This is a genomic window from Nonomuraea sp. NPDC048881 (genome assembly GCF_040649795.1).
GTDB lineage: Bacteria > Actinomycetota > Actinomycetes > Streptosporangiales > Streptosporangiaceae > Nonomuraea.
The window spans coordinates 648969-661051 of sequence record NZ_JBEZGC010000002.1; the positions used below are offsets into that span (position 1 = coordinate 648969).

Genomic DNA, 12083 nt, shown 5'->3' on the forward strand with positions numbered 1-12083 from the left:
GGACGTCAGTGACCACCACCGTTCAGCACGAAGGGCTGCGCGCCCCCGGCAGCGGGCCCTCCGACCCCGACTCCGTGACCAGGAAGAAGATGCAGTTCTGGGACCGGAGCAAGTTCCTCGTCGCGCTGGTCCTGGCCTACCTGATCCTCACCTGGAAGGTGATGGCCGACTGGACGGGCGTCGTGACCTTCCCCGAGGCGGCCTGGAAGATCGGCTACGAGTACCAGTGGATCTTCTGGCTGCTCGGCGCCGAGGCCCTGCGGCAACTGCACTTCCTGGTCAGCGAGCACTGGTCGGGCTATCACCGGTTCTGGAGCCAGAAGGTCTTCGGCGGGTTCGAGCGGTGGACGCACCGGCGCTTCGACGACTGGACCAGGTACCGCATCTCCAGAGCCCTGAAGATCGCCTTCTTCGTCACGCTGACCGCGCTGGTGGCGGGGGCGGTGCTGGACGTCAGCCCGTTCGTCGCCCTGTTGCAGGCGCCGACGCTGATCTGGCAGGCGCTGCCGTTCCTGCTGCAGATCGTCTTCCTGTTCTTCTTCGTCATCATCCAGTTCGTCGGCCTGTTCTGGTTCCTGTCCAGGGGCGGCGTGGAGACGTACTTCCCCGACGACATCAAGACCCGCTTCGCCGACGTCTGGGGACAGGACCACGTGGTCGAGCGGGTCCAGGAGAACATCGTCTTCCTGGAGCGGCCCGACGAGATCGAGCGGCGCGGCGGGTACGTGCCCAGCGGCCTGCTGCTGTGGGGCCCGCCCGGCACCGGCAAGACCCTGATGGCCGAGGCCGTGGCCGGCGAGACCGGCAAGCCGTACGTGTTCGTGGATCCGGGAGCCTTCACGAACATGTTCATGGGCGTCGGCATCCTGAAGGTCAAGGGCCTGTTCAGGAAGCTGCGCAAGCTGGCGCTGCGGTACGGCGGCGTGATCGTCTTCTTCGACGAGGCCGACTCGCTCGGCAAGCGCGGCAAGCTGGCCCAGCAGGGTCCGCCCGGGCAGGGCGGCTTCTCGGCGCACACCGGCTTGTCCGCGCACTCCGGCTTCACAGGGCACTCCGGCTTCACTGCGCACTCCGGCTGCCACGGGATGACGTACCTGTCGGAGGAGAGCCGCTCGGTGCTGGCCTTCAGGGGCCGGCGCGCGGCCGCCGACGCCGCCGACCCGCCGGGCAGCTGGCGCGAGCGCTTCTTCGCCGGCGGCGGCATGATGAACAGCGGCGACCCCGGAACCCTCCAGGCGCTGCTCACCGAGCTGTCCGGGCTCAAGAAGCCGCGCGGCTTCTTCAACCGGCTGGTCAGGCGGCTGCTCGGGATGCGGCCCAAGCCGCCGCCCAAATACCGCATCCTCGTCATGATGGCCACCAACCGGCCCGACGCGCTGGACGAGGCGCTGCTGCGGCCGGGCCGCATCGACCGCATCTACAAGGTCGGCTACCCGTCCAAGGCCGGGCGGGTCCGGACGTACCAGGGCTATTTCGACAAGGTCGAGCACGAGCTCACCGGGGAGCAGATCGACAAGCTGGCCACGATCACGCCGTACGCGACCGGGGCCACGATCAAGGACCTGGTCAACGAGTCGCTGATCACCGCCATCCGTGCCGGCCGGGAGGTCATCACCTGGTCGGACGTGCTGCGCGCCAAGCGGCTCAAGCAGCTCGGCCCGCCCGAGGACGTCGAGTACATCGAGCGCGAGCGGCACGCCGTGGCCGTGCACGAGGCGTGCCACGCCGTGGTGGCGTACGTGACCCGGTTCCATCTGGAGATCGACATCGCCACCATCGAGAAGGGCGCCGACTACCTGGGCATGGTCGCCTCGATCAAGCCCGAGGACCAGTTCACCCGCTGGAAGTCCGAGTACGAGGCCGACATCATGGTCTCCCTGGCCTCGCTGGCCGGCGAGCGCATGTTCTTCGGCGAGGACAACTCCTCCGGCGTCTCCGGCGACCTGCACGCGGCCACGTTCCTCACCGCGCTCATGGAGTCGTACTGGGGGATGGGCTCCGGCGTCACGTCGCTGCCCGCGCTCCAGGAGCTGGAGATCCACGGCGGCAAGGCCATGCGCGGCCGGGGCGGCGGGGGCGGCGGCATCGGCATCACCGAGCGCGAGCCGGTGCGCGCCGCGCCCGACCTGACCCCCGACGTGCTGGGCGAGCGCATCGAGTTCAACCTGGTGCGGCTGCTGGAGAAGACCGAGCGGCTGCTGGAGGAGCACCGCAGGCAGGTGCTGTGCCTGGCGCACGCCCTGGAGACGCACAAGACGCTCAACGGCGACGACGTGGTGGCCGTCATCCGCGGCGAGCGCGGACCGCTCGTGGACGGCACGATCTACGCCTCCGACGAGCTCTACGAGCAGCTGGAGGACTACCACCACGACGCGGCCAGGGCGCACAAGGAGCACAGCCGCATCGAGCGCGAGCTGCCCGGCCCGGTGGAGGAGGAGGCCGCGCCGCGGGCGGTCGCCTTCGCCGCCCCGGCCGCGGGCGCCGGCCCGGCCGCGGCGCAGGTGATCACGGCCGAGGTCACCCGGATCGACCCGGGCGTCGGGCAGGGCGTCGAACAGGGTGGTGATCGGCCCGAGTTCGTGCCGTGGGCGCCAGCCCCGCGGGCCGCCGCGGTCCCATCAGCGGGCCCGTCAGCGGTCCCGTCGGTGGTCCAGGCGGTCCCGGAGGGGATTTCGGCCGCCGTCCCGCACGCGGGCTTCGGGCCGGTCCCCGGGGCGGTCGCCGAGGCCGGGCCGCGGCGGCGTGCCGGACGGGCCTGGCTGGTCGTGGCCAGCCTGCTCGGGCTGATCGCGCTGGCCCTGATCGCGGCGCTGGCGGTGACGGGCGCGGTGCCCGGCGCGGGCGCCGACGTCGCGGCGGCTCCCGCGCTCGCCTCGCCGGCCCTGCTGCTCCTGCTGTTCGTCGTGGTCGTCGGGGTGGTCGTGGGCGCCGGGCTCGCGTTCGTGGCGGTCAGGGGCGTACGGACGGCGCAGGCCAAGGCGGAACGCGAGCGCGACGAGGCCCACCGGCGGGCCCAGCTGCTGGCCGCGGCCATGGACCCGGACACCGCCATGCGGCTGCTCGGCTACGACGGCAACGGCAACGGGACCCGGGCCGATGGGTGATCATATGGTCACTTAGAGTAAGGATGTATGAGCAAGGACGGCGTCGTACGCAGCCTGGTCCCCGCCCGCATGGACCGCCTGCCGTGGGCGCCGTTCCACACCCGGCTGGTGATCGCGCTCGGCGTGGCCTGGGTGCTCGACGGGCTGGAGATCACCATCGCCAGCAACGTGGGGGCGTTCCTGCAGCGCCCCGACACGCTCGGCTTCACCTCCGCCGAGGTGGGCCTGTCGGCCACCGTCTACCTGATCGGCCAGGTGGCCGGCGCGCTCTACTTCGGCTGGCTGTCCGACCGGCTCGGCCGCCGGAAGCTGTTCATCCTCACGCTCGGCATCTACCTGGTCGCCAGCGGCCTGACCGCTCTGTCGTGGGACCTGTGGAGCTTCCTGGTGCTGCGGTTCGTGGCCGGGGCGGGCATCGGCGGCGAGTACGCGGCCGTCAACTCCGCCATCGACGAGATGATCCCCTCCCACTACCGGGGCCACGTGGACCTGGCCATCAACGGCACCTACTGGCTGGGGTCGCTGCTGGCCACCTCGGCCACGTTCCTGCTGCTGCACCCGGGCGGGCCGCTGGACCCCGACTGGGCCTGGCGGCTCGGGTTCGCGGTCGGGCCGGTGATCGGCCTGGCCATCTGGGGGCTGCGCCGGCACCTGCCGGAGAGCCCGCGCTGGCTGATGACGCACGGCCGTGAGGAGGAGGCCGAGCTGGTCGTCGCCCGCATCGAGCGGGAGGTCGAGCGGGAGGACCGGGTCAGGCTGGAGCCGGTGCCGCAGGAGCAGGCGCTGGAGATCGTCCCCGAGCATCACGCGCCGCTGTCGCAGGTCGCCAGGACGTTGTTCCGCACGTACCCGGAACGCTCGGTGCTGGGGGCGACGCTGATGATCTGCCAGTCGTTCCTCTACAACGCCGTGTTCTTCACCTACTCGCTGGTGCTGACGCACTTCTACGGCGTCCCGGCGGGCTCGGTGCCGCAGTACATGTTCGCCTTCGCGGCCGGGAACCTGCTCGGGCCGCTGCTGCTCGGCAGGCTGTTCGACACGGTCGGGCGCAGGCAGATGATCTCGGCCACGTACATCACCTCGGGGCTGCTGCTGGCGGTGACCGGGTGGCTGTTCAAGGAGGGGATGCTGACGGCGGTCACGCAGACCGTGCTCTGGTCGGTGATCTTCTTCATCGCCTCGGCGGCGGCCAGCTCGGCGTACCTGACCGTGAGCGAGATCTTCCCGATCGAGCTGCGGGCCCAGGCCATCGCCATCTTCTTCGCGCTCGGGCAGGTCGCGGGCGCGTTCGGGCCGACGGTCTTCGCCTCGCTCATCGGCGACCAGCGCAACCCCGACCCCACCCGGCTGTTCTACGGCTACTGCTTCGGCGCCGGGATGATGGTGGCGGCCGGGCTGGTGGAGATCGTCTTCGGGGTGAAGGCCGAGCGCACGCCGCTGGAGCACATCGCGGCCCCGCTGACCTCCCGCCAGGCCACCCCTACCTAGCCGGGTCCTGCCCGCCCTGGTGCCCGCCCCGGTGCCCGCCCTGGTGCCCGGCCTGGTGCTCGGCGTGCGCCCGCGCCACCAGGGCGGCCAGCCGCTCGTCCCGGGCGACGCCGGCCCGCTGCCGCTCCGGCAGCTCGCCCAGCCGCGCCTCGGCCGCGAGCAGGTCGCGGTAGACCTCCTCGCGCCGCGCCGGGTCCTTCTCCACGTCCAGGTAGTCCTGGGCGTGCCGGCGGACGGCCGACACCACGTTCTGCGCCCGGCCGCGGGGGCTGGCCAGCGAGGCGGCCACGGTGACCAGCAGCACGCCGACGATCACCGACAGGGACAGCCCGGTGCTGATCTCGGTGACGTTCACCGGCTCGCCGTCGTTGATGAACGGCACGTTGTTCTCGTGCAGCGCGTGCAGCCCGAGTTTGACGCCGATGAAGGCCAGGATGACCGCCAGCCCGTAGGCGAGGTAGATGAGCCGGTCGAGCAGGCCGTCGATGAGGAAGTAGAGCTGCCGCAGCCCCAGCAGGGAGAAGGCGGTGGCGGTGAAGACGAGGTAGACGTTCTGGGTGAGGCCGAAGATGGCCGGGATGGAGTCGAGCGCGAACAGCACGTCGGTGCCGGCCAGGGCGATCATGACCAGCAACATCGGCGTCATCACCCGGCGGCCGTCCACCACCGTGAACAGCCGGTCGCCGTCGTAGCTGTCGGTGGCGCGGAACAGCCGGCGGGCCAGGCGGACCATGACGTTGTCGGTGGGGCCCTCGCCGCCCTCGGGCCGCAGCAGGTTGCCCGCCGTGAGCAGCAGGATCAGGCTGAAGACGTAGAACACCCAGGCGAACGTCTCGATCATCGCGGCGCCGAGGAGGATGAACCCGGTCCTGGCGATCAGCGAGAAGACGATGCCGAACAGCAGGGCCTTCTGCTGGTCGGCGCGCGGCACGCGGAAGCTCGCCATGATGACGAGGAAGACGAACAGGTTGTCGACCGACAGCGCCTTCTCCGTCACGTACCCGGCGAAGTACTCCGCGCCCGGCTCGGCGCCGCCGAACGCCCACACGCCCACGCCGAACAGCAGGGCGATCCCGACGTACAGGGCCGACCAGACGGCCGCCTCGCGCAGCGCGGGGACGTGCGCCTGCCGCACGTGGAAGAAGAAGTCGAACAGCAGCAGGCCGGCGATCCCCAGGATCGTCAGCCACCACACGGGCGCGGACACGTCCACGAACGCTCCTCGGGCTGGAGGCCGATCTCCAGGCGGCCGACCGGCTCGGCCAGTTCCGCCTCCTCGTAGGCGAAGTGCGAGGCCAGGGCCTGCGAGAGCCGTTCGACGCCGGCCCGGACCCGGTCGATCCTGGCCGGGTCGGCGATCATCTCCGCGCACGCCCGGTCCAGGCGGTCCAGCAGCTCGGCGATGACCTCGTGCTCCTGTTCCAGCTTCTTGACCACCGGCTCCAGGGCGGGGTCGCGCTCGGTGAGGGCAGGGAAGGTGCTGCCGTGCTCGACGTCGTGGTGCACGGTCAGCAGGCGGCGGAAGGTCGCGCAGAACACGCCGAGCGTCCAGTGGTTCTGGCGCAGCGCGAGCCGGTCCCCGTCCTGGCGCGGGGCCGTGGTCTCGGCGGCGACCTGCTCGACCGCGTCCCTGACCTGGCGGAGCTGGGCGCGGTAGCCGTCGTGCACGTCCACCAGGCGGCGGCCAAGCCGGGCCTGGTCGGGGGTCAGGGCGGCCGGGTCGCCGCCGGCCGTCCTGGGCCGGCCGGGCTCGTCCAGGTCGGGGATCGTCACCGGCCGGCGGACCGGCTCGGGCGCGGGCCGGCCGCGTTCCCTGGCCACGGCCGCCCGTACGGCGGGCGCGACCTCCTCGGCGAACACCCGCAGATCGCGCTCGGCCTCCACCCCCGGGGCCAGCACGAACCCGCTCATGCCCGCCTCGAACACCAGCTCCGTGAGCTGCTCGGCCCACAGGGCGGCGGGCCCGTCGAGGAAGCCCGCGCCGGGCAGCGGCGACAGGCTGCCGCCGAGGTTGTAGACCTTGCGGATCGCCGCCGGGTCGCGCCCGGCGTCCGCGGCGGCCACGTCGAGGATCCTGGCCTGCGCGGTCACCGCCTCGGGCGGGCTGTGGAAGGACGAGGTCAGCCAGCCGTCGCCGGTCCGGCCGGTCAGCTCCAGCATCCGCCGCCCGGTCGCGCCGATCCAGATCCCGATCGGGTGCGGCGGGAAGGGGCCGGGCCGCGCGCCCGCCAGCCGGTGGTGGCCGCCGGAGAAGGTCACCGGGTCGCCCGGCGTCCACAGCGCCCGGATGACGGTGATCGCCTCGGCCAGCGCCTCGATCGACTCGCCGGGGGAGAGCCGGGGGCCGCCCATGGCGGCGATGGCGTCCCACAGCGCGCCCGCGCCGAGCCCCAGCTCCACCCGGCCGCCGCTGAGGATGTCCAGCGAGGCGGCGGCCCTGGCCAGCACGGCGGGCGGTCGCAGCGGCACGTTGGCCACGTCGGGCACCAGCCGGACGCGCTCGGTGCGCTGCGCGATGGTGGCCAGCAGGGTCCAGGAGTCGAGGAATCCCGCCTGGTAGGGGTGGTCCTGGACGCCGACCAGGTCCAGGCCGAGCCGGTCGGCGAGCTCGGCGTGCCGCAGGACCCGGTCGCCGTCCGCCGCCTCGGGCGCGAGCAGCGCGCCGAACCAGACATCCTCCATGATCATCATCCCCCGGCCTCGATCGTCGTACGGCCGCCGTCCCCCGGACGGCCGACCTGCCCCAGCTAACCGTCTTTATTGGATTTACCCCCTAATAGGGGGACGGGTGGCGGCACGATTAACACGGCGTTCACATTCGGGCAAAAACCGGGAAATGGCCATCCATAAGACTCGGCGTGGCTGAGAGAAATCCCGAAAGGATCACCGTGAGCTACAAGGCTGAGTACATCTGGATCGACGGCACCGAGCCCACCGCTCTGCTGCGCTCGAAGACGAAGATCCTGGCCGACGGTGCCGAGCCTCCGGTCTGGGGCTTCGACGGCTCCAGCACCAACCAGGCCCAGGGCCACGCCTCCGACCGCGTGCTCCGCCCGGTGTTCACCTGCCCCGACCCGATCCGCGGCGGCGACAACGTGCTCGTGCTGTGCGAGGTCGAGGAGATCGACGGGACGCCCCACTCCAGCAACACCCGCGCCCTGCTGCGCCCGATCGCCGAGCGGTACGCCGACCAGGAGTCCTGGTTCGGCATCGAGCAGGAGTACACCTTCTTCAAGGGCAGCCGCCCGCTCGGCTTCCCCGAGGGCGGCTTCCCCGCCCCGCAGGGCCACTACTACTGCGGCGTGGGCGCCGAGGCCGTGTTCGGCCGCGACATCGTCGAGCTGCACCTCGACCGCTGCCTGACGGCCGGTCTCGCCGTCTCCGGCATCAACGCCGAGGTCATGCCCGGCCAGTGGGAGTTCCAGATCGGCCCGGCCGGCCCCCTTGAGGTCTCGGACCACATGTGGGTCGCCCGCTACCTGCTCTACCGGACGGCCGAGGAGTTCGGCGTCGAGGCCACCCTCGACGCCAAGCCCGCCCGCGGCGACTGGAACGGCGCCGGCGCGCACACCAACTTCTCCACCAAGGCGATGCGCGAGAGCTACGACGCCATCATCACCGCCTGCGAATCGCTCGGCGAGGGCGACAAGCCCATGGAGCACGTCTCCCAGTACGGCGCCGACATCGAGCTGCGCCTGACCGGCCACCACGAGACCGCCCCGTGGAACAAGTACACCTACGGCGTGTCCAACCGCGGCGCGTCCGTGCGCATCCCGTGGCAGGTCGAGGTGGACAAGAAGGGCTACATCGAGGACCGCCGCCCGAACGCCAACGTCGACCCGTACGTGGTCACCCGCCTGCTGGTGAACACCTGCTGCGAGGCCCTGGAGAAGGCCGGCCAGGTCTGATCCGCCCGCACGAATGAGAAGCCGCCTCCGGCCGGGGGCGGCTTCCTGCGTCTCAGATCCGGAACTCCAGGTCCGGGACGATCTCCGCCACGTCCATCTGGGCCTTCTGCAGCCGGCCCGAGAAGTCCCAGTTCATCGCCTGCCAGCGGGTGAACTGGTCGAGCACCCACATGCCCGACTGGCGGCTGCCGTTGCCCGACTTGCCGTTGCCGCCGAAGGGCAGGTGCGCCTCGGCGCCGGAGGTGGAGTTGTTGACGCTGACCATGCCGGCCGAGATGCCCTCGCGGAAGCGGAAGGCGTGCTTGGGGTTGGTCGTGTAGATCGAGCTCGACAGGCCGTAACCGGGGCGGTTGGCCAGCTCGACGGCCTCGTCCAGGGTGGAGAAGGTGGTCACGCCGACGATCGGGCCGAACGTCTCCTCCAGGAACAGCCGGTCGCCGGGCCGCACGCCGTCGACGATGACCGGGTGGTAGTAGAGGCCGCCGTCGCCGTCGAAGTCGCCGCGCGGGTTGTCCTCGGTGATCCTGCCCGTGCTGCCCGAGACGACCTCGTGGTGGGGCTGGATCCAGGTCAGGTATTCCTCGTACCGGTCGGCGAACTTCTGGTCGAGCAGCGGTCCGGCCAGCACGTCCTGCTCGGGGTCGCCGATCCTGGCCGCCGCGGCCGCCCGCGCGAACCGCTCGACGAACTCGTCGTGCACGCTCTCGTGCACGATGACCGTGCCCAGGCTGGTGCAGCGCTGACCGGCGGTGCCGAAGCCGGAGAACAGCGCGCCCTCGACGGCCAGGTCGAGGTCGGCGTCCGGCATGATCACCATCGGGTTCTTGCCGCCGAGCTCCAGGCACGCCGACTGCAGGTGGCGCCCGGCCAGCTCGCCGACCTTCCTGCCGACCTCGCTCGACCCGGTGAAGCCGACCTTGTGCACGCTGCCCTCCTCCAGGGCCAGCTCCAGCCCCGCGAAGGTCTGCGCGCCGTCGGCGAAGACCACGTTGAGCACCCCGTCGGGCAGCCCCGAGGCGGCGAACAGCCGGTACATGGCCTCGGCGGAGGCGGCGGCGTACTCGGCGGGCTTCCACACCACGGCGTTGCCGCACAGCAGCGCGGGCACGAGGTACCAGGACGGCACGGCCACGGGGAAGTTGCCCGCCGTGATCACCGCGGCGACCCCGACCGGGTTGCGGAACGTGAACAGGTTCTTGTCCGGCATCTCCGACGGAACGGTCTGCCCGTAGAGCCGGCGGCCCTCGCCCAGGAAGAAGTCACAGGTGTCGACGATCTCCCGCACCTCGCCCAGCGCCTCGGCGTACGGCTTGCCGATCTCCCGGGTGACCAGGCGGGCCAGGCTCTCGGCGTTGGCCTCGACCAGCCGCCCGATGGAGGCGATCACCCGGCCGCGCACCGGCGGCGGCACCTTGGCCCACTCGCGCTGGGCCTCCTTGGCGGTGCGGCAGGCGGCGGAGAACGCGGCGGCGTCGGCCAGGCCGACCCGGGCCACGACCTCGCCGGGGCGGGCGGGATTGGTCGACTCGTACACGCTCTCGCCGGTGGTGTCCTTCCCACCCACGATTGACACGATCTGACGGCTCACCGGTGGCCTCCTCGTAGTTCCTCCGGACAGACAATCATCTCGCCGGAAAAAACCCAAGAATCCCGTCAGCGTGCGCTTCAGTGTGCGGTTCAGCGCGGGCTGCCGAGCACCTCGCGGATCACGTGCCGGGCGTTGGCCGCCATGGCCGGGTTGGTGTCCTTGTAGTAGGGGAGCTGGATGAGCGCCATGGACAGGGCCCGGCCGCGGCCGCGCGCCCAGGTGGCGTCGTCGGCGCCGAGCGCGGCCCGGAAGACCTCGCGGGCGGCGGGCGGCAGCAGGTTCCAGGCCGGGATCAGGTCGCAGGCCGGGTCGCCCGCGCCGGCCGTGCCCCAGTCGATGACCCCGCTCAGCCGGCCGTCGCGGACCAGCAGGTTGCCCGGCATCAGGTCGGCGTGCACCCAGACGGGCCCGCTCTGCCATTCGGGCGCGCTCAGCGCGTCCTTCCAGGCGGCCGTGGCGGCGGCGGTGTCGATCATGCCGTCGAGCTCGCCGACCGCGGCCCGGGTGGCCTCGTCGAGGCGGGACAGCGGGCCGCCCCGGTAGGCGCCGGGCGCGCCGGCGGGTTCGACCTCGCGCAGCGCGGCGACGAACGCCGCCAGATCGGCGGCCAGCGCCTCCCCGTCCCCGGAGAGCGCCCCGGCCTCCGGGTTGTCGCCGTCCAGCCACCGGCACACCGACCACGGCCAGGGGAATCCCTCGCCCGGCAGGCCCTGGCCGAGCACCGCGGGGATCGGGACGGGCAGCGCGGGGGCCAGCAGCGGCAACCACCGCCCTTCCCTGGCGACGTCGCCGACGCCCTGCTTGACGCGCGGCAGGCGGACGGCCAGGTCGTCGCCGAGCCGGAAGACCGCGTTGACGGTGCCGGAGGAGGGGAAGCGGCGCAGCGGGAGACCGGCCCACCGCGGGAACTGCGCGGCCAGCAGCCGCCGGACGAGGGCCTCGTCGATGTCGGCCTCGTCCGCGTGCATCCTGCCGCCCATGCGCGTCCCCTCCGGTCCGTACGATCCGCGGGGGCCATGTCAGCGGACCGGGGGCGGGTGCGTCAAGTCGATATCGCGGCCCTCACCACGACCTGGTCGGCACCGGGCCGCCGTCGCCGAGCTCGTGCCGGGCGTCGCTGGACAGCCGGCCGGCCAGGTCGGCCAGCGCCCGCGCGACGGCCAGCTCGTCCCCGACCTCGGGCATGGACGGGTCGGCGGGGTTGCGGCGGGCGTGGCCCGACCCTTCGACCCGCGTGCCGTCCGGGACTGTCAGGACCGCCCGCGCCGAGGTGTCGTCGCCGTCCTCGGCGAGACTGATCCGGACCGTCCACTCCTTGGCTTCCATGGCTCGCCTCCTCCCGCGTACGGCTGCCCGGACACACGGCGGTAAACCGCATGACCCGGCTACGGGCGGCGCGGGCGGCGCCACCGGTCGTTGGCGCGGATCCAGGCCGCGTCCCAGTCGGCGTACCTGCGCCGGTCCAGCAGCCAGCGCAGCGCCGCGACGGCCCCCAGCACCAGCAGGAAGGCCAGCACCTGGACGAACGCCGCCATGCCCACGCCACGCAGGACCATGTCGGTGCGACTCGGCGGCGGCGTCGTGGGGTCGCCCTCGCCGTCGATCCACAGGGGGACGGTCTGGCCTGCCCGCGTGCCGGCCGGCACCTGCACCTGCCCGGTCCTGGCCACGCCCGCCGGGGTGGTCCAGCTCGCCGGGACCATGGTGCTCGCCGCCTCGCCGAACGACGGCCGCACGGGCCGCGGCTCCCGCAGCGTCGTCGCGGTCACCTGTTGCCGGATGCCGGGGCCCACGCGGGCCTCGCGCAGGCCGCCCTCGTAGGTGATGCGGCCGGCCAGCACGGCCGGCCAGACGCTCAGCAGGACGAGGAGCACCGCCACCGCCAGCCCGGCGCTCTCCAGCCGGTCGGAGCGGCGGCGCAACGGGTTGCGGTCCGGCCGGTGCCTGCGGATCCGCAACATCGCGGCGTTCATGACGGCCCTCATCGCGCACCTC

9 protein-coding genes are annotated in these 12083 nt (G+C 72.2%); 3 read left to right on the forward strand and 6 right to left on the reverse strand.

Annotated elements, in window-relative coordinates:
- Positions 1-8 precede the first annotated feature (8 nt).
- Both AB0C33_RS08640 and AB0C33_RS08645 read left to right on the forward strand, forming a co-directional pair.
- On the forward strand, positions 9-3104 hold the full coding sequence (locus tag AB0C33_RS08640) for an AAA family ATPase (RefSeq protein WP_358285015.1): 3096 nt from the start codon (positions 9-11) through the stop codon (positions 3102-3104).
- 27 nt (positions 3105-3131) lie between these two features.
- Positions 3132-4592 carry an MFS transporter gene (locus tag AB0C33_RS08645; protein WP_358285027.1) on the forward strand — a complete coding sequence of 487 codons (1461 nt, stop codon included), beginning with the start codon at positions 3132-3134 and terminating at the stop codon, positions 4590-4592.
- On the opposite strand, the gene AB0C33_RS08650 is transcribed toward AB0C33_RS08645, so the two are convergent.
- Together AB0C33_RS08650 and AB0C33_RS08655 are read right to left on the reverse strand one after the other, a co-directional pair.
- Positions 4585-5805: a TerC family protein gene (locus AB0C33_RS08650; RefSeq protein ID WP_358285029.1), complete on the reverse strand. Its 1221-nt coding sequence runs from the start codon at positions 5803-5805 to the stop codon at positions 4585-4587. The two genes, AB0C33_RS08645 and AB0C33_RS08650, sit on opposite strands and share 8 nt — an antisense overlap.
- Positions 5775-7274, reverse strand: coding sequence for an LLM class flavin-dependent oxidoreductase (locus AB0C33_RS08655; RefSeq protein ID WP_358285031.1), 1500 nt, complete (start codon positions 7272-7274; stop codon positions 5775-5777). Before AB0C33_RS08655 ends, AB0C33_RS08650 begins: the two co-directional genes overlap by 31 nt.
- A gap of 206 nt (positions 7275-7480) precedes the next feature.
- On the opposite strand from AB0C33_RS08655, the gene glnII reads away from it, so the two are divergent.
- Entirely contained in the window at positions 7481-8500 is a 1020-nt protein-coding gene (gene glnII / locus AB0C33_RS08660) for a glutamine synthetase (protein ID WP_358285033.1), read from the forward strand.
- A 52-nt stretch (positions 8501-8552) separates the two neighbouring features.
- Here glnII and AB0C33_RS08665 read toward each other — a convergent pair whose 3' ends face one another.
- From AB0C33_RS08665 to AB0C33_RS08680, 4 genes are all read right to left on the reverse strand, one after another.
- Positions 8553-10064 (reverse strand): aldehyde dehydrogenase family protein, encoded by a 1512-nt coding sequence (locus AB0C33_RS08665; protein WP_358285035.1) that lies wholly within the window; start codon positions 10062-10064, stop codon positions 8553-8555.
- A 113-nt stretch (positions 10065-10177) separates the two neighbouring features.
- Complete coding sequence (locus AB0C33_RS08670; protein WP_358285037.1) at positions 10178-11068, reverse strand: aminoglycoside phosphotransferase family protein; 891 nt, start codon at positions 11066-11068, stop codon at positions 10178-10180.
- Between the two features lie 82 nt (positions 11069-11150).
- Positions 11151-11414, reverse strand: coding sequence for a DUF1876 domain-containing protein (locus AB0C33_RS08675; RefSeq protein WP_357964681.1), 264 nt, complete (start codon positions 11412-11414; stop codon positions 11151-11153).
- A 59-nt stretch (positions 11415-11473) separates the two neighbouring features.
- A complete protein-coding gene (locus AB0C33_RS08680; RefSeq protein ID WP_358285039.1) occupies positions 11474-12073 on the reverse strand; it encodes a hypothetical protein in 600 nt (199 codons plus the stop codon).
- Positions 12074-12083 lie beyond the last annotated feature (10 nt).